Raw genomic sequence first — 16,429 nt, forward strand, 5'->3', positions numbered from 1 at the left:
AACAAATATATAAGTAAATCTAGCTTATGCAAGCGCTCAGCCCTTAAAAACATTGAAATGTTAATAACTTTTTTAATTTGTTAATAAACATGCCGCTTAAAGCTTGTGTTTTTTCTAAAATACTTAATTAAATAAAGACTGCTTTGTCCGAAAATGAGTGTCCGTTCAGTAAACTTGCAGTATCCATAAGTTTCTTACCAGCCAGTTTTAGGCGTTTTACTTTTAAAAAACCATCTTTGGTAGCAACTTTTAAGCTTTTTTTGTTGATAACTAGGTCTCCTGGTTTTAAATTGTGATTTTCTATTTCTATCTCGCAATCGTAAATTTTTACGTTTGTTTGGTTTTCTTCTTCAACTAAGGTGGTCCATGCAGCAGGGTATGGATTTAGTCCTCTAATATGGTTGTAGATTTGTTGCGAAGACAAACTCCAGTCTATTTTACATGTATCGGTATGAATTTTATAAGCTAGCTTGTTACTAGTGGCTGCTTGTTTTTGAGTTGTTACGTTACCGCTTTCAATTAGTGTAAGTGTATCAATAACCAAGTCGCTTCCAGAGTGCATCAATTTATCATGTAGCTCACCAACCGTTTCGTCTGGATCAATAGAGGTTTTGTTTTGCATTATAATTTCCCCAGTATCAATTTTATTGTCTAAAAAGAACGTAGTGGTTCCAGTCTCAGTTTCTCCATTTATAATTGCCCAGTTAATAGGAGCAGCTCCTCTGTAGTCTGGTAATAAAGATGCATGTAGGTTAAAGGTACCATATTCGGGTAAGCTCCAAACAGTTTCTGGCAGCATTCTAAAAGCAACAACAACTTGTAGGTTGGGTTTTAAAGCTTCTAATTCTGCTTGGAATTCTGGAGACTTTAAGTTGGTTGGTTGTAATACGTTTAACTCGTTTTCTACCGCGTACTTTTTAACTGCAGATTGTTGAATTTTTCTTCCTCGTCCTGCTTGTTTGTCGGGAGCTGTTATAACTCCAACTACGTTATAGTTGTTTTTAAGGATACTGTCTAAAATGGTAACTGCAAAATCTGGAGTTCCCATAAATACAATTCTAAGTTTACTCATGTTTGTATTGATAGTGTTGTAGGTTTTGTGATATAAAGTTTTCGCTTAGTAAAAAACTCAAAACTTTCTGAGTGGTGTCTGCGTTGCTTTTTATGGCAATCATTAGCTCGTTAAAAGTAAGCGGTTTTTTTTGTAAAAGGTTAATAACATCTTTTCCAAGAGTTTCTATATCTAAGTCTTTTAAATTTTCAAGGCAAATATCGCAAATACCACAGTCTTTTGTAGACTCTTCCTGAAAGTAATTTAAAATTAATTGATTTCTACAGCTGCGACTGTTCTTAAAATAATTTTCTGTTTTTTCTGCTTTAATACGGTCTATTTCATTCAATAAAATTAAATCCTTTTTAAGGATAGCTGTGGTTTTATTGTCTTCTCTTGGGCTTAAAAAAGTTAACGATTGGTTATTTTCGTTTTTCTCGTACTCTATGTAATTTAGTTCTTTTAAATAATTAAGTTTTTTATAGATTTCTACTACAGAAAGCTGTGTTTTTTGAGAGACTCTAGCAATGTTTATTTTTTTAGTGACTTCGTAGAGCCCTGTATAGTTTCTTAAAAGGCATTCTATAAGGTTTCTATATCCTTTTCTAGATGCACAAAAATCAAGCAAGGTATTACTGCTGCAAATAATTTTAATATAAGTACTACTTCTCGGATTTTCTTTAAAATCGATAATCCTATATGTATTTAGTTTTTGGAGCGCTTTTAAGGTTAGTGTTGGATTCTGGTTGTATTTTAGGCTGAATTTATCTAGATTAAAATCAAATTGTTCTTCTATAACTTCTCCATAGGCAACCTGATAATGTTGGTTTAAGTTGTGGTAGGTTGTGGAAATAAATTCTGGTGTTAAAAGGTTTTTTGTAATTTTATCGTTGAATTTCTGAAAATCGTTCTGATTTAAAATGACACAAGAAAATGACTTTTTTCCATCTCTTCCGGCCCTTCCTGCTTCCTGAATATAACTCTCAATAGAGTTCGGTATTTCTAAATGAATAACCAAGCGGACGTTGCTTTTGTCTATCCCCATTCCAAAAGCACTGGTAGCAATCATTATGTTTTTTTCTTCGGATAACCACTGTTGATAGTTGCGATCTTTTGTTTTGGATTCTAAGCCAGCATGAAAAAAAGTGGTCTGAAAGCCTAAAAGAGTTAACCTTTGCGAAAGCTCGTTTACAGCGAGTCTGTTCTGTAGGTATATAATTGTAGGTAGTTTTCTTTTTGAAAGGATCTTGCAGAGCAAATCTAATTTCTGCGGAGTTTTGTATACTTGATACGCTAAGTTGTCTCTAGAAAAAGACCCTATGTGTTTTTCTACGTTTTTTAGTTGTAGAATTTCTATAATTTGTTCTTGCGTTTTTTGTGTTGCAGTAGCTGTTACTGCTATAATGGTTTTTTTAGGGTATAGTTCTTTTAACTTTCCAAGGTTTAGGTAGCTAGGTCTAAAATCGTGTCCCCATTGCGATATACAATGAGCTTCGTCAATAGCAAAAAAAGAGACCTTTAATTGTTGTAGTTTTTCCTGAATTAGAGGTTGATTAAATCGTTCTGGCGATAGGTATAGTAGTTTTATTTTTTTTACACGAATGTTGTCAAATAATATCACAATATCATCAATAGAAGATTTACTGGGAATGGAAAGTGCCTCTATTCCTTTTTCTTTTAGATTAGAAATTTGATCTTGGATTAAAGCAATTAAAGGAGAGATTACAACACAGGTACCTTCTAAAATTAATGCAGGGAGTTGATAACAGATAGATTTACCTCCTCCTGTTGGTAATATGGCTAATGTGTCTTGTTCTTTTAGTATAGACGTTATTATACCTTCCTGTAAAGGTCTAAAGGATGTGTGTTTCCAGTATGTAAAAAGAGTTTCTTTAAGTGTTGCAGGGTTGATGGGCATAGCATTTTTTTAAAATAAAAGCAACTCTTTCTTTAGGAGTTCCTATGGGTACAGGGATAATTTGTGAGTGCTTTTTTAAGTACTCTTCGCTAATAGACTTGTCAATAAGCTGTGCTTGGTTAAAAGTTTCAAAGCGTTCGCTGTCGGTAGTGTATATTTCTTCCCATGGTGGAAATACAAATACAAGATCGTAAACGTGTTGTTCTAATGCCTTGGAAAAGAAATCCGGAATAGGTGTCTTTACATAGTTTAGGTATGCAGTAACATCTGGAATTCCTCTGTCGTAAAAAATAAAAGGAGTATTGGCACTGGCATCAAACTGTTCTATTCTTTTATTAAGTATGGTTTCACTAAATAAAATAGGGTCCGATAGAAATAAATTTTTGTTGCCCTCTCTTTCTGCTTTTTGTATTATTTCTCTGGAGATTTCTTCCATACAAAAAAAGCCTTCTTCTATAAGAAGGTTCAATGTTGTGGATTTTCCAGTTCCAGGAGCACCCGTAAGAACTACTTTTAGTGACATATAGCAAAATAAAATTGAATACTAGTTAAGTAAAAATAATAAATATTATAGTTTTGTAGGCTGATGTTCTAGATGAAAGACGAATTATGACAAAAAAGGAAACGTTTTATAGAGATTTAAAGATAAAATTAGAGGAGAATACTAAATTTCCTTCGGATTATCTATACAAGTTTATTGTACCAACGGATAAAAATCAAGAAAAAGAAGTGTTAGCAGCTTTTGTGGGTAAAAAGATTGCTACTGCTAAAAAGGCTTCTAAGAATGGTAAATATGTTAGTATTTCAATAAAGTTAAGAGTAAAAAATGCAGATGAAGTAATTCAGAATTACTACAGTGTAGAAGGAATAGAAGGATTGATATCGTTATAATTGCTCAAAATTAAAGTTTAAAAGATGAAAAAGTTTTTAGTCGCAGTTGTTTTGTCGAGTTTAGTAGTAAGCTGCTCTGTTTTTAGAAAAAATAAAGAACAGGTGTTGTTTTATTTAGATGGGACTCCTAGTTATGTTTCAGAGTTTAAGGATTTGTTTCAACAAAATAAGAATACCATTTCTAATTCAGATTTAGATCAGAATCTAAAATTGATGGTAGATTATAAGTTAAAATTAAAGCAAGCTAAGTTAGAAGGGTTAGATACCTTAAGGCAAATTAAAAAAGAGTTAAAGGGGTATAAAACAGATTTAGCAGCACCTTATTTAACAGACGATGAAACGTTGCAGAATCTTTTAAAAGAAGCATACCACAGAACAAAGTGGGAAAGAAGAGCGAGTCATATTTTAATTTCTATTGAGAATAACGATACAGTAGCTGCTTTAAATACTATAGAAAAAATTAAAAAAGAATTAAAATCGGGTGCTGATTTTGGTGATTTAGCGGTAAAGTATTCTGCAGATAGAAGTGCTAAAACCAACAAAGGAGATTTGGGTTATTTTTCAGCGTTTAAAATGGTATATCCTTTTGAGCAGGCTGCGTATACTACTCCTGTAGGAACAGTGTCCGAACCAGTAAAAACTCAGTTTGGTTACCACTTAGTAAAAGTTGTAGACGAGAAAAAAACAGCGGGTAAAGTTCGTGTAGCACACATAATGTTACATGATTTAACATCTAAAGGAAAGCAAAAAATAGATTCTATCCACGGTTTGTTAAAAAATGGTGGAAGCTTTAGATTGTTGGCAAAAGAATTTTCTACAGATGGTAGAACAAAAAATAACGGTGGAGAGCTAAGGCCTTTTGGAAAAGGAGACTTGCCAAAAAGTTTTGAGAATGTAGCATTTGCTATGAAAACAGAAAACGAGCTGTCTGCACCTTTTACAACTCCATATGGTTGGCATATAGTTCAGTTTAAAGGTAAAGACACTATTGCTAGTTTTGAAACGCTTAAAAAAGACTTAAAGAAAAAGATATTAAGTAGTGATAGAGGTAGTAAGCCTAAAGAGGTTGCATTTGCTAAATTAGAAGCCAAGCATACGGTTACTTTTAACAAGGTGGCACAAGAGGTGTTTAAAGATAGTAAAGTGTTAAAATTTCCTTCGGATAGTTTACAAGCAGTGTTTTTAACAATAGATCAAACAGAATATTTACAAGAGGATTATTTAAATTTTATTAAGTACAAACGATTAAAAGATCAATTGTCTTTGGTAGAAAGTTACAAGCAAGCTAAATTAAAAGATTACATCATAGATCATTTAGAGGATGAAAATCTAAAATTTAAAAAAACAATAGATACCTACAGAAAAGGACTAATGATATTTGAATTGATGAAGTCTCATGTGTGGGATGTGCCAAAGAAAGAAGAAGAGAAAGTAGAGGTATATTACAACGAGAATAAAAGTAAATACAATGAAAAAGGAACTGCTTTTAAAGATGTAAGAGGATATGTAGAAAGCGACTATCAGAATATGATAGAGAAAAAGTGGTTGCAAGAATTAAGAGATAATAGCGAAATAAAGTTTAAAAAAGGAGCTGTTAAAAAGTTAAAGAAAACCGATAAGTAAGAATGAATAAGTGGTATCCTTTTTTAGTTGTATTAGCTTTGTTTGCATGTGATGTAAAGCAAGAACCAACTATAGCTAAAGATTTAGCAGCTAAAGTCTATGAGTATACGTTAACCAACGATGAGTTAAAGTCTAAAATAGCGACTACAGATTCTAAAGTAGATAGTATTAGGATATCTAAGCAATACATTCAGGAATGGGCAAAAAAGAAACTATTGTATAGAAATGCCATTATCAATTTAGACAAAACGGATGAGCTAGATAGAATGGTAGATGAGTACAAGGAAGAGTTGTATGTGTCTTACTATAAAAACGCTCTGGTGAACAAAAAATTAGACACTTTGGTGTTTCAAAAAGAGATTGATAGTTTTTATGTGCACAACAAGGCTAACTTTAAGTTAGGCGAGACTTTAATTAAATTTAAATACATACATTTAGCCCCTGAACAAAGAAAGCGTAAAACGGTAAGAAAGCTATTCCTTTCGGGCAAACCAGAAGATCAACAAAAGTTATTAGAAGCGTATAAAACGGTAGATGATTATTCTTTAAATGATTCTGTATGGGTGTCTCTAAAAGATGTATACGTACAAAAACCAGAGTTTCCAACATTAACTCAGTATCAGTTATCTAAGGAGAAGATATTAGTTGAAACAAAGCTAGCCGATAGGAGTTATTATTTAATTTACATACAAAAGGTACTAAATATTGGAGATGTAGCTCCGTTGCCGTATGTAGAGAAAACAATTAAGAGTATATTACTACATAAAAATAAGATGAAGTTTTTCAATCAAATGGAACAAATTTTGATTGATGATGCTGTAAAACAAAAGAAGTATGAAGTTTATTAAGAAGAGCCACTTGTTAGGTGTGGTCTTATTGAGTATTACAAGTGTATTTGCTCAGGATAAGATTAAGATAGATGGTGTTGCTGCGGTGGTTGGTGATAAAATAATTTTAGATTCAGATATTGCAAAATACAAGCAAGAAGTAGAATCAAGATCAGAGGGGAAAGTAACTTTTGATGACTGCCAAATATTAGAGGATGTAATGAGTCAGAAACTATTGGCTCACCAAGCAGTTATAGATAGTGTAATTGTGTCTGATGCAGAGGTGAATTCTGGGGTAGATAGAACCTTAGCTCACTTTAAGCAACAAGTTGGTAACATGAATAAAGTAGTGGAACTGTACGGTTTTGATGACTTAGAAGATTTAAGGTCTGAGTTGACAAGAATAGAAAAAGAAAACTTATTAATTCAAAGAGAGAGAGCAAGTGTTGTTAGCGATATTGCTGTAACTCCAGAAGAGGTTCGCTTTTTTTACAACGATTTAAAACAAAAAGGAGATTTACCAAGTTTTGGTATAGAGGTACAATTGTCTCAGATAACTATGAGAGCGGCTGCAACTAAAGAAGCAGAACAAGAAGTTATAGATAAGTTAAATGAGATAAAGAAAGAAGTAGAGACCGGGTACAGCATGCGATTAAAAGCAATATTGTATTCAGAAGATCCAGGGGTTTCTCAAAATGGAGGAAAGTATACCATAACAAGAGAGAGCCAGTTTGTAAAAGAATTTAAAGAAGCTGCTTTTAGTATAGAAGAAGGAGAGGTTTCAGAACCGTTTAAGTCTCAGTTTGGGTATCATATTTTACAAGTAGAGAAAGTAAAAGGTCAACAAAGAGATGTAAGACACTTATTAATTAAACCAAAAATTGACGATGCAAAATTAACTTCTGCAAAGAAAAAAATAGAATCTGTTAAAGCTCAAATTTTAGCAGGTGAGCTTACTTTTGATGCTGCGGTAAGAAAACACTCAGATGATGAAGCTACAAAATTAAATAAAGGGAAATTGGTAAACCCTTATACAAACGATGCTAAGTTTGAGCTGAATAAAATGGATGCTAAGTTGTTCTCTAAAGTAGATAAATTAAAAGAAGGGGAACTAACAGATGTGTTTTATGAAGAGACTAGAGAAGGAGAAAAAATGTACAAGTTCATAAAAGTGGTTAAGAGAACAGATGCACACGAAGCAGATTTGGTAAAAGATTATGTGAAGATTCAGGAATTGGCTTTGCAGAAAAAACAACAAGAAACTTTAGAGAAGTGGTATAACACAAAAATTAAAGATACTTACGTAAAGCTCAACGGTAAATTCAAGGATTGTAGCTTTAAACAAAATTGGAAACACTAAATTAACAGCAGTCTTGAGAAATCAAGGCTGTTTTTTTTTAATTTAGTTGCTTCGTATGGCTAAAAAATTAAAAGACCCAGGTATAGGTCATAAGTCCAATAGAAATGCACAACGAATTATTGTTGATGGACAACCCAATATAAGGCATATAAACAAACCTAAGAGTGTTGACGATTTGTATACGTACTTAATCGACATTCCTTGGTGGTTGTTTTTATTGTTTGTGTTGTGTGGATACGTGTTGATAAACGCTTTTTTTGCTTTGGTGTATTTATGTATTGGAGCACAGGAGTTTTTAGCAACTACGGGGAGTGTGTGGAAAGACTTTGCTTATTTGTTCTTTTTTAGTGCGCAGACAATTACTACGGTTGGGTATGGTGCTATTGCCCCCAATGGAGTGTTGGCAGGTTTTATTTCGTCTTTTGAGGCATTGATAGGTTTATTATCCTTCTCATTTATTACAGGGCTTTTGTATGGTCGATTTTCGAAACCCAAGGCCAAGATCAAATTTTCTGATTTTTTGGTAGTAAGAGATTTTGAAGAAAGTAGAGCACTTATGTTTAGGGTGATGAATAGAAGGACCAATATGATGATAGAGCCTGAGTTGAACGCGGTAATAAATATCACAGAGAAGAAAGAGAACGGAGAGTTTAAAAGAGAGTTTTACCAGTTGCCTTTAGTAAGGAATAAAATTATGTATTTGCCTACTATGTGGACTTTGGTTCATAAACTAGACGAGGATAGTCCTTTGACTAAATACTCTAATGAGGAGTTAAAAGAGCTAGAGGTAGAAATATACATTCTGTTTAAATATCACGAACAAGCATTTAATCAACAAGTGTATCAAATGCAGTCGTACGATTTTAGTGAGTTAAAAACAGATTATAAATTTGGTGCTTCTTATGCTTTTGATGCGCATGGGTACACAGTAATAGATCATGATTTGTTAAATCATATAGAGAAAATGTAGACTATTTTAAAGCAAGTCTAACCATAACAAAAGCAACGGTAATAAGAATACCTAAAGCAAAAACTGTAATGGCTGCATTTTTATAATGAATTTTATGAAGTTTTAAATCTTTACGATAACTCCATATCATAGCACTAGTAAAAGCAATAATAAAGAATATAGCAAAGTAAATTTGTCCCGTAGAAAACATAAAAAATAATTTTCCCCAAAATTACTAAACAAATGAAGAATAAAATCAAAGCAGTTCAAGAATTTCACACCGCGTATAAGTTAGGTTATAAAGAAGCTCCTATAGCAGCTATTGGAGATAGCAAGATAGATCTAAGATTTAATTTAATGGACGAGGAAAATAAGGAGTATTTAGAAGCTGCTAAGAATGGAGATTTGGTAGAAGTGGCAGATGCTTTGGGTGATATGTTGTACATACTTTGTGGAACCATTATAGAACATGGAATGCAACATAAAATAGAAGAAGTTTTCGAAGAAATTCAGCGTAGTAACATGAGTAAATTGGGAGAAGATGGAGAACCTATTTACAGAGAAGATGGAAAAGTGTTAAAAGGGCCTAATTATTTTAAGCCTAATATTGCTAAGATTTTAGAGAATTAACAACTATAGAGTAATCAAATAACACCTCCCCCAAATTTTGAAAGGTTCTGGTAAAACAAAAAAAGTAAAAGAGTGGGTAAGCTGGAATAAGAATATAAGGCATCCCTACGAAAAAATTGTAAAGGTTACCAAAGAAAAAGAAATTGTAAAAGCAGTCTTAAAACACGACTCAATACGTGTGTTCGGTAACAGGTATTCTTCATCGGATATATGTGCTGGTACACAGGCTTTAATAGATATAACATCGTACGATAAGATTGTAAAGATAGAGATGTCTAAAAAAGAAGTAACCATACAAGCTGGTGCAACTTTAGAAAGAGCTTTAAACGCAATCCAAGCTTGTGGTTGGTGTATTCCTTGTTTGCCCGATATTGATAAGGTAACCGTTGGAGGTGCTTTATCTACAGGAACACATGGAACCAATGGATTTATTTTAGCCAACTATGTGTCTAAGTTTAAAATGGTGTTGGCAGATGGAACTATAAAAGAGTACACAGACAAAGATAAAGAAATGCCTGCGGTAAGAATGTCTTTAGGTGTGCTAGGGGTTATTTCTGAAGTTACTTTTAAATGTGAGGATAATTATAAGTTGCATTTAAAGGAAGCACCCATGAAAGACAAAGAATGGGTAGAAAATTTAGATTTGTATTTAGCTACTTACGATTTTGTTCGTATTCTTTGGCTTCCACATACCAATCACGGTTATGTTATTTTGGGAAATAAGGTGCCGTTTAAATACGAGTACAAAAATCAAAAAGACCCTAACTACCTAAAACATCGTAGAAAGATGTCTAAAAGGTTGTATAAGAGAACTCATAAAAAGCCTAGGTTTACTACACGAGCTAATAAAATATTGTACCGTATGTTTTTTAGACATAAAAAAGAACATGTAGGTTCTTTGTACGATGCAACCGTAACCAAGAGCAGAGGGGTAACGATGGAGTTGGCAGAATGGACTGTGGAGTATACCAAGTTTAAGGAGTTGTTTTTTGAGTTAAAAGAAAAATTAGACGATATAGCTAATGATGCCTATGTTCACGTACCAATGGATGTACGTTTTCTAAAGAAAGATGATATATGGCTAAGCTGTGCATCGGAAACAGATGTGGTAACCATGGGCTGTGTTTGTAGAAATGCTGCTGCCGCAAATGAATATGAGGCTTTTAATTTAATAGAAGAAGTTTTTTTAAAGTATGGTGCAAGGCCACATTGGGCAAAACGATTTAAAATAAAATACAAGGAGTTGTCTAAGTTGTATCCAAAATGGAATGATTTTGTAAAACTAAGAGCGGATTTAGATCCTAAAGGAAAGTTTTTAAATGGATACTTAAAAGAATTACTTGTAAAATAAAAATGACAGCCTTAAAGTTTATACTTTTAGGCTGTTTTTATAAACCAAAAATTAACTTAACAAATGAAAAAATTACCTTATCCTAAAGCTATTTTATTTGACTTTGACGGTGTCATTGTTGATAGCTTTAAAAGTCATTATTCGGCTTGGACATCAGCTTTTAAAGTATTGTTTAATCAGGATATTTGTCCTTTTCCAGAAGCTACACATGCAGGGAAAGCTCCACATATTATTGCAGAGTATTTTGCGGAGTTTGGAGGAGATATTAGTAAGGCAGCTGAGTTAAATAAACTAAAGCAAAGACATTTATTAACAAAACCAACCCCGCCAGATTTATTACCGGGTGTACGAGAGATAAAATCTTTTTTAGATAAGAAAAATATAATACATGGAATTGCGAGTAATGCTTATACTGCTTTTGTAGAGAATTCTTTAAAACATGCTGGTGTTCCTTTTCCTGTATGTATGGGAGTAGATCAGTTTTCTGAGCCTAAACCAAGCCCGGTTCCTTACTGGACTTTGGCAGAGAGATTGGGTGTAAAAGAAGAAGATTTTACAAAAACGCTTATTTTTGAAGATAGTTTAACAGGAATTAAAGCTGCAGCTGCTACTGGTATGGTGGCTATTGGTTTGTTAACTCAGTATACAGAAGAAGAGTTAAAAGCTAATGGAGCAGTTAAAGTTTTTCCTACGTTGTTAGAAGCGTATCAAGAATTAGTATCAGAATAGATGAAGAAATACGATGTAATTATAGTAGGAGGTGGGGCGGCTGGATTTTTTACAGCGATTAACATCAAAGAAAAAAACGAGTCTCTTTCTGTAGCTATTTTAGAGAAAGGGAAAGAAGTACTCCAAAAAGTTAAGATTTCAGGAGGAGGACGTTGTAATGTTACCCATGCTTGTTTCGATCCTAAAGAACTTACCGAATTTTATCCAAGAGGAAAAAGAGAACTGTTAGGGCCTTTCCATCAGTTTATGACTGGAGATACGATGGAGTGGTTCGAGAATCATGGAGTGCCTTTAAAAATAGAAGCAGACAATAGAATTTTTCCTGAGTCTAATTCTTCTCAGTCTATTATAGAGTGTTTCTTAAATGCTACTCACCAGTTGGGGATTGATGTATTAAAAAACACAGGGGTAACCACTATTGATAAAATAGAAGATACTTGGAAAGTAAGTACGAAAGAGTTGGAATTCGAGTGTGATAAACTGGTGATTACAGCAGGAAGTAGCAAACAAATGTGGAAGTTGTTAGCGGGGTTAGAACATAAAGTAGTAGCCCCCGTTCCGTCTTTGTTCACGTTTAATATTAAAGATCCTTTACTAACGGATTTACCTGGGGTTTCTGTTCAGAATGTGGCAGTAAGCATAAAAGATACCAAGTTAACAAGCACAGGTCCTTTGTTAATTACGCATTGGGGAACTAGTGGACCAGCAGTGTTAAAATTATCCGCTTTTGGAGCTATTTTGTTGGCGGAAAAAGACTACCAATACCAAGTAAAAGTAAATTGGTTGAATTGTAACAAACAACAAGCCTTAGATGTATTGTTTCAGATGAAAAAGAAACAAGCGAAGTCTATTATAGAAAAACACAGCCCTTTTGAAACCATTAGCAAACGTTTGTGGAGTCGTTTTTTAGAGGTTTCTGAAATTGAGGGTCATACCAAATGGGCAGATATATCGAATAAAAAGTTAGAGGTACTGGCTAATCGTCTTACCGATACGGTGTTTCATGCCCAAGGGAAAAGTACCTTTAAGGATGAGTTTGTAACTGCTGGAGGTGTAAACTTAAAAGAAGTAAACTTTAAACGTTTTGAAAGCAAGTTACATCCAAACCTGTTTTTAGCAGGTGAGGTGTTAAATATAGATGCAGTAACAGGAGGATTTAACTTCCAAAACGCATGGACTGGTGGTTGGGTGATTTCGGAAGCGATAGCGTATTCTTAAGTGTTTTTATATATTGTTTTTTCTAAACTTCTGTTATGATAAAGATTTTTGCTAAGTATCTTTTAAAAATTATATACAATCAAGCATGTTTTTTCTCAAAAATTGATAGCTCTGTTAGTTTGAGAATGAAGTTTGGAGGTATACTTGGATTTTATATTTGTTTTTGGTTAGCATTTTTTAAATTATTGCCGTTAAAAAGGTATGGTGGCATAGTATTTATTTATTGCTCTCTATTTATAATCGCTTTGAGTTTCATAGTGGGGTTTTTTATGAAATTTGAAAAAATTGATTCTATAAGTTTTAATAAAAAAGAGAAAATTATGAATAGGGTTATTTTGATAGCTCTTGTTTTAATTCTAATTTTTTTAAAAAACTAAATGATTGCTCTTTTATGCTCGAACTAGATGGTTCGGATTTAAGGTGCAAATCCTAGCCATTTGGGTGATTTCGGAAGCGATAGCGTATTCTTAAAACTATGGATGCATATTTTGATGAAATAGCAATAAAAAATAAGACCTACGTTAAGGGTGAGTTTGAACAAGGAGAGTACGAGCAATGTACATTTATAAATGTAGATTTTACTCAGGATAGACTGTATAAAATTATTTTTGTGGATTGTGAGTTTGTGGACTGTAATCTATCCAATATCAGTATAAAAGACACCTCTTTTCAGAACATTACTTTTAAAAACTGTAAACTGTTAGGTTTATCTTTTGAAGAATGCAATGACTTTGGCTTTTCGGTAAATTTTGAAAACTGTCAGTTAGATCATTCTTCTTTTTACCAAGTAAGATTAAATGGAGCTAGCTTTAAAGGTTCTAGTCTGATGAACATAGAATTTACGGAAGCAGATTTAGAAAAGGCCAACTTTGCTCACTGTGATTTATCAAAAACTATTTTTGAAAATACTTTTTTAGAAAAAGCAGATTTTAGAACTGCAATTAATTACCAAATAGCACCTGAAAGAAATAAAATACGAGGAGCAAAGTTTTCGTTGGAGCAGGTAAAGGGTTTATTGGCTGATTATAAAATAGTGATAGAATAACGGGGATATTAAGCAAGACGAAATTTAGAATCACGAATTTTACTTAACCAAGAACCAAGAACCAAGAACCAAGAACCAAGAACCAAGAACCAAGAACCAAGAACCAAGAACCAAGAACCAAGAACCAAGAACCAAGAACCAAGAACCACTAAGCTACCTCCCCTCTATGAGGTCTTAAAGCATCTCTATAGGTTTTCATATCTTGCTCGTCGACTACAATAAAAGCTGTAGCCCACATTTCGTTTACTTCGCTATGATCTATTTCGTAGTAGTTTAACGTTTCTGTTTCAGCAAATTCTTTTAAGTGTATGCAGTGATGCTTGGCAGTTCCTAAACCAGTAGGTCCTTTGAAATCCCAAATCAGTTTTATTTTTCTCATGGGGTGAATTTATATGTCTTGTCCTAAATAATCGATACAAGATTAATAATTTAAAGGTAATGATATTTTATATTGCTACCTTTCTCTTTTTGTACGATTTATATTTGAGTTCTTTTTGTCTATGCATTTGGTTAGGAGTTAATAAATTGTTTGACCAGTGTGGTCTTATTTGATTGTAAATTTTTAGTCAATTCCTTTCTGTTTTCAAACTCAACATCTCGAATATCAATAGTAAATTCTTGCTTTAACACCCCATTAACCCTTTCAGCTATTGCATTTTCATAAGGGGCATACTGCTCAGTCATACTAGTCTCTATTTGGTTATCTACCAATAGCTTTTGATATTCATTAGAACAATATTGTAGGCCTCTATCAGAATGATGTATCAGTGGCTCATTTATATATTTTTCATTTTCAATAGCCATTTCTAAAGCTCTGATAGAACCAGATACATTTAAGCTTTTAGATAAATCGTAACCTACAATTTTCTTTGAATAAGCATCGGTTATTAAAGCTAAATAGCTAGGATTGTCTCTATCTCCCGTATAAGTAATATCACTTACCCATGCTTGATTAGGCCTAGTTATTTCTAACTCCTTAACTCTGTTTTTATGTTTTTTAAAACGGTGATGAGAGTTAGTGGTTACATGATATTTTCGTTTTGGGTAAATAAGCATATTATTAGTTTTAAGAATATGAAACAATTTATCCCGACCAACCTTTAGTGTGCTTAATTGTGTTTTTAAAATATGATATAACTTTCTTGTTCCTATTCTAGGCATTTGAATACGAATAGTTTTAACCAACTCTACCACTTGATTTGCTAAAGATTGACGATGATTGAGTCTTTGTAAATCCCTATAATAAACCTGACGATTTACCCCGAGTAGTTTACAGGTAGCTGTTATGCTTTGTTGCTCTTGTTGAGCATGCGTTCTAACAACTTGGGGTTTAAAAGACAAACTATAGTCTTTCTGTGTGCGTTTTTGAGGAATGTTTTCCATAAATAATAATGTTGAACTGTATCATTATTTTAGGACGGACAATATATTCATAAAAAAACTCTAGTAAAATTAACTAGAGTTTTTTTAAAGAAAGAATGTCCCGTTCTGAAATAGCGTTACACTAATTTTTTAGCAATGAATAAAAATTATGTAAAGCGTACTCAAAAGGACTACACTATGTCCTTTAAACTTCAAGTAGTATCAGAGATTGAGCGAGGTGAACTTTCCACAACCGCTGCTCAACGTAAATATGGTATCCAAGCAAGAAGTACTGTTGTAAGTTGGTTACGAAAATATGGTAACTTTGATTGGGAAAATCAAACTCCTTCCAATATGCCCAAGACTCCCGAACAAAAATTAATGGAACTTGAACAAAAGGTTCGATTATTAGAAAAACAAAAGGCACATTTAGAAAAACAATTAGAGCAATCCGATAAGAAATCTATCTTATTTGATATGATGATTGATCTGGCTGAAAAGGAGTATAATATTCCTATCAGAAAAAACTCCAAACCCAAGTAATCGATATGTTTAGAATAGATTATCAGCAAAGTATCTCCGCTACCTGTGAGTTACTTGGGGTGAGCAGACAGGTATATTATAGAGCGGTACAATCAAAGAAAAAAAAGAAAGAAATAGCTCAACAAGTAGTTGATTTAGTTGTTTCTATTCGTGGGAATCAACCTCGTATTGGCACAAGGAAATTGTATCATATTTTACAACAGCCTTTACGGGAATTAGGAGTGGGTAGAGATAGGTTGTTTAAGATTCTCAAAGCAAATCATCTATTAATCAAACCCAAACGAAGTTATCATATAACCACTAACTCTCATCATCGATTTAGAAAGCACAAGAATTTGATTGAGCATCTGAGTATTACAAGACCAGAGCAGGTATGGGTATCTGATATTACTTATGTGGGAAATAGACAAAATCCGATGTATTTATCACTAACAACGGATGCTTATTCCAAGAAGATCATGGGCTATTCTCTAGATAATACCCTTGAAGTAAATGCTAGTATTAAAGCATTGAAAAAGGCTATCAAAAATAGAGTATACCCCAAAAATCAATTAATTCATCATTCCGATAGAGGGCTGCAATATTGCAGTAATAGGTATCAAGAAATACTTAAGAAAACAAAAATCAAATGTAGTATGACTGAGTCCTATGATCCTTATCAAAATGCAATAGCAGAAAGAGTGAATGGTATTTTAAAACAAGAGTTCTTAATTAATACTTCAAAACTGAATATTAGGTTAATGTCAAAGGTCGTAGAAGAAGCTATCAAAATATACAATACTCAAAGGCCTCATTTATCATGTTTGATGAAGACTCCTGAACAAATGCATAAACAGGACACAATAAGGATAAAGTCCTATAAAAAGAAAAATATCATCACAAATCATGATTTGTGATGATATTTAATAAATTTAATCTTTTATAAAACTGTA

Annotated in this window: 19 protein-coding genes; 13 read left to right on the forward strand and 6 right to left on the reverse strand. The window is 33.1% G+C overall.

Annotated features, from left to right (window positions below; all coding sequences use genetic code 11):
- Positions 1 to 127: 127 nt before the first annotated feature.
- Genes fmt through ACXHHC_RS14185 form a run of 3 tightly spaced genes read right to left on the reverse strand, consistent with a single transcriptional unit; the run spans position 128 to position 3,492 of the window.
- Positions 128 to 1,072: a methionyl-tRNA formyltransferase gene (gene fmt, locus ACXHHC_RS14175; RefSeq protein WP_458227024.1), complete on the reverse strand. Its 945-nt coding sequence runs from the start codon at positions 1,070 to 1,072 to the stop codon at positions 128 to 130.
- On the reverse strand, positions 1,065 to 2,969 hold the full coding sequence (locus ACXHHC_RS14180) for a RecQ family ATP-dependent DNA helicase (protein WP_458227025.1): 1,905 nt from the start codon (positions 2,967 to 2,969) through the stop codon (positions 1,065 to 1,067). Before ACXHHC_RS14180 ends, fmt begins: the two co-directional genes overlap by 8 nt.
- Positions 2,944 to 3,492 carry an AAA family ATPase gene (locus tag ACXHHC_RS14185; RefSeq protein WP_458227026.1) on the reverse strand — a complete coding sequence of 183 codons (549 nt, stop codon included), beginning with the start codon at positions 3,490 to 3,492 and terminating at the stop codon, positions 2,944 to 2,946. Before ACXHHC_RS14185 ends, ACXHHC_RS14180 begins: the two co-directional genes overlap by 26 nt.
- An 86-nt stretch (positions 3,493 to 3,578) precedes the next feature.
- Here ACXHHC_RS14185 and ACXHHC_RS14190 point away from each other — a divergent pair, with 86 nt between their 5' ends.
- The 5 genes from ACXHHC_RS14190 to ACXHHC_RS14210 are packed head-to-tail and all read left to right on the forward strand — an operon-like array spanning position 3,579 to position 8,640.
- Complete coding sequence (locus tag ACXHHC_RS14190; RefSeq protein WP_458227027.1) at positions 3,579 to 3,860, forward strand: DUF493 family protein; 282 nt, start codon at positions 3,579 to 3,581, stop codon at positions 3,858 to 3,860.
- Between the two features lie 24 nt (positions 3,861 to 3,884).
- A complete protein-coding gene (locus ACXHHC_RS14195) occupies positions 3,885 to 5,483 on the forward strand; it encodes a peptidylprolyl isomerase (protein ID WP_458227028.1) in 1,599 nt (532 codons plus the stop codon).
- Positions 5,484 to 5,485: 2 nt separating this feature from the next.
- The gene (locus tag ACXHHC_RS14200; RefSeq protein ID WP_458227029.1) at positions 5,486 to 6,331 is read left to right on the forward strand and encodes a hypothetical protein; all 846 of its coding nucleotides are present in this window, start codon (positions 5,486 to 5,488) and stop codon (positions 6,329 to 6,331) included.
- Positions 6,318 to 7,670: a peptidylprolyl isomerase gene (locus tag ACXHHC_RS14205; RefSeq protein ID WP_458227030.1), complete on the forward strand. Its 1,353-nt coding sequence runs from the start codon at positions 6,318 to 6,320 to the stop codon at positions 7,668 to 7,670. Before ACXHHC_RS14200 ends, ACXHHC_RS14205 begins: the two co-directional genes overlap by 14 nt.
- Positions 7,671 to 7,725: 55 nt before the next feature.
- On the forward strand, positions 7,726 to 8,640 hold the full coding sequence (locus ACXHHC_RS14210; protein ID WP_458227031.1) for an ion channel: 915 nt from the start codon (positions 7,726 to 7,728) through the stop codon (positions 8,638 to 8,640).
- Position 8,641: 1 nt separating this feature from the next.
- Here the strand turns inward: ACXHHC_RS14210 and ACXHHC_RS14215 are convergent, their stop codons facing one another.
- The gene (locus ACXHHC_RS14215) at positions 8,642 to 8,830 is read right to left on the reverse strand and encodes a hypothetical protein (protein WP_458227032.1); all 189 of its coding nucleotides are present in this window, start codon (positions 8,828 to 8,830) and stop codon (positions 8,642 to 8,644) included.
- A gap of 32 nt (positions 8,831 to 8,862) precedes the next feature.
- Here ACXHHC_RS14215 and ACXHHC_RS14220 point away from each other — a divergent pair, with 32 nt between their 5' ends.
- The 6 genes from ACXHHC_RS14220 to ACXHHC_RS14245 all read left to right on the forward strand — a co-directional run bounded on the left by ACXHHC_RS14220 (position 8,863) and on the right by ACXHHC_RS14245 (position 13,592).
- Positions 8,863 to 9,249 carry a pyrophosphohydrolase domain-containing protein gene (locus ACXHHC_RS14220; protein WP_458227033.1) on the forward strand — a complete coding sequence of 129 codons (387 nt, stop codon included), beginning with the start codon at positions 8,863 to 8,865 and terminating at the stop codon, positions 9,247 to 9,249.
- Between the two features lie 37 nt (positions 9,250 to 9,286).
- A complete protein-coding gene (locus ACXHHC_RS14225; protein ID WP_458227034.1) occupies positions 9,287 to 10,600 on the forward strand; it encodes a D-arabinono-1,4-lactone oxidase in 1,314 nt (437 codons plus the stop codon).
- Positions 10,601 to 10,663: 63 nt separating this feature from the next.
- Complete coding sequence (locus ACXHHC_RS14230) at positions 10,664 to 11,329, forward strand: HAD family hydrolase (protein WP_458227035.1); 666 nt, start codon at positions 10,664 to 10,666, stop codon at positions 11,327 to 11,329.
- On the forward strand, positions 11,330 to 12,547 hold the full coding sequence (locus tag ACXHHC_RS14235; protein ID WP_458227036.1) for an NAD(P)/FAD-dependent oxidoreductase: 1,218 nt from the start codon (positions 11,330 to 11,332) through the stop codon (positions 12,545 to 12,547).
- Positions 12,548 to 12,582: 35 nt separating this feature from the next.
- The gene (locus ACXHHC_RS14240; RefSeq protein ID WP_458227037.1) at positions 12,583 to 12,924 is read left to right on the forward strand and encodes a hypothetical protein; all 342 of its coding nucleotides are present in this window, start codon (positions 12,583 to 12,585) and stop codon (positions 12,922 to 12,924) included.
- Between the two features lie 98 nt (positions 12,925 to 13,022).
- The gene (locus ACXHHC_RS14245) at positions 13,023 to 13,592 is read left to right on the forward strand and encodes a pentapeptide repeat-containing protein (protein WP_458227038.1); all 570 of its coding nucleotides are present in this window, start codon (positions 13,023 to 13,025) and stop codon (positions 13,590 to 13,592) included.
- A gap of 148 nt (positions 13,593 to 13,740) precedes the next feature.
- On the opposite strand, the gene ACXHHC_RS14250 is transcribed toward ACXHHC_RS14245, so the two are convergent.
- Both ACXHHC_RS14250 and ACXHHC_RS14255 read right to left on the reverse strand, forming a co-directional pair.
- On the reverse strand, positions 13,741 to 13,971 hold the full coding sequence (locus ACXHHC_RS14250) for a hypothetical protein (protein ID WP_458227039.1): 231 nt from the start codon (positions 13,969 to 13,971) through the stop codon (positions 13,741 to 13,743).
- A gap of 131 nt (positions 13,972 to 14,102) precedes the next feature.
- Positions 14,103 to 14,975 carry an IS3 family transposase gene (locus tag ACXHHC_RS14255; RefSeq protein WP_458227040.1) on the reverse strand — a complete coding sequence of 291 codons (873 nt, stop codon included), beginning with the start codon at positions 14,973 to 14,975 and terminating at the stop codon, positions 14,103 to 14,105.
- A 135-nt stretch (positions 14,976 to 15,110) separates the two neighbouring features.
- On the opposite strand from ACXHHC_RS14255, the gene ACXHHC_RS14260 reads away from it, so the two are divergent.
- Positions 15,111 to 15,497, forward strand: coding sequence for a transposase (locus ACXHHC_RS14260; RefSeq protein ID WP_458227041.1), 387 nt, complete (start codon positions 15,111 to 15,113; stop codon positions 15,495 to 15,497).
- A gap of 5 nt (positions 15,498 to 15,502) precedes the next feature.
- Positions 15,503 to 16,393 (forward strand): IS3 family transposase, encoded by an 891-nt coding sequence (locus tag ACXHHC_RS14265; protein ID WP_458227042.1) that lies wholly within the window; start codon positions 15,503 to 15,505, stop codon positions 16,391 to 16,393.
- Positions 16,394 to 16,429 lie beyond the last annotated feature (36 nt).

The organism is Wenyingzhuangia sp. IMCC45574 (assembly GCF_054182685.1).

Excerpts from the sequence above, each read along its gene's own strand:
- fmt (WP_458227024.1), bottom strand. The coding sequence starts at position 1,072 with ATGAGTAAACTTAGAATTGTATTTATGGGAACTCCAGATTTTGCAGTT.
- ACXHHC_RS14180 (WP_458227025.1), bottom strand. The coding sequence starts at position 2,969 with ATGCCCATCAACCCTGCAACACTTAAAGAAACTCTTTTTACATACTGG.
- ACXHHC_RS14185 (WP_458227026.1), bottom strand. The coding sequence starts at position 3,492 with ATGTCACTAAAAGTAGTTCTTACGGGTGCTCCTGGAACTGGAAAATCC.
- ACXHHC_RS14190 (WP_458227027.1), top strand. The coding sequence starts at position 3,579 with ATGACAAAAAAGGAAACGTTTTATAGAGATTTAAAGATAAAATTAGAG.
- ACXHHC_RS14195 (WP_458227028.1), top strand. The coding sequence starts at position 3,885 with ATGAAAAAGTTTTTAGTCGCAGTTGTTTTGTCGAGTTTAGTAGTAAGC.
- ACXHHC_RS14200 (WP_458227029.1), top strand. The coding sequence starts at position 5,486 with ATGAATAAGTGGTATCCTTTTTTAGTTGTATTAGCTTTGTTTGCATGT.
- ACXHHC_RS14205 (WP_458227030.1), top strand. The coding sequence starts at position 6,318 with ATGAAGTTTATTAAGAAGAGCCACTTGTTAGGTGTGGTCTTATTGAGT.
- ACXHHC_RS14210 (WP_458227031.1), top strand. The coding sequence starts at position 7,726 with ATGGCTAAAAAATTAAAAGACCCAGGTATAGGTCATAAGTCCAATAGA.
- ACXHHC_RS14215 (WP_458227032.1), bottom strand. The coding sequence starts at position 8,830 with ATGTTTTCTACGGGACAAATTTACTTTGCTATATTCTTTATTATTGCT.
- ACXHHC_RS14220 (WP_458227033.1), top strand. The coding sequence starts at position 8,863 with ATGAAGAATAAAATCAAAGCAGTTCAAGAATTTCACACCGCGTATAAG.
- ACXHHC_RS14230 (WP_458227035.1), top strand. The coding sequence starts at position 10,664 with ATGAAAAAATTACCTTATCCTAAAGCTATTTTATTTGACTTTGACGGT.
- ACXHHC_RS14235 (WP_458227036.1), top strand. The coding sequence starts at position 11,330 with ATGAAGAAATACGATGTAATTATAGTAGGAGGTGGGGCGGCTGGATTT.
- ACXHHC_RS14240 (WP_458227037.1), top strand. The coding sequence starts at position 12,583 with ATGATAAAGATTTTTGCTAAGTATCTTTTAAAAATTATATACAATCAA.
- ACXHHC_RS14245 (WP_458227038.1), top strand. The coding sequence starts at position 13,023 with ATGGATGCATATTTTGATGAAATAGCAATAAAAAATAAGACCTACGTT.
- ACXHHC_RS14250 (WP_458227039.1), bottom strand. The coding sequence starts at position 13,971 with ATGAGAAAAATAAAACTGATTTGGGATTTCAAAGGACCTACTGGTTTA.
- ACXHHC_RS14255 (WP_458227040.1), bottom strand. The coding sequence starts at position 14,975 with ATGGAAAACATTCCTCAAAAACGCACACAGAAAGACTATAGTTTGTCT.
- ACXHHC_RS14260 (WP_458227041.1), top strand. The coding sequence starts at position 15,111 with ATGAATAAAAATTATGTAAAGCGTACTCAAAAGGACTACACTATGTCC.
- ACXHHC_RS14265 (WP_458227042.1), top strand. The coding sequence starts at position 15,503 with ATGTTTAGAATAGATTATCAGCAAAGTATCTCCGCTACCTGTGAGTTA.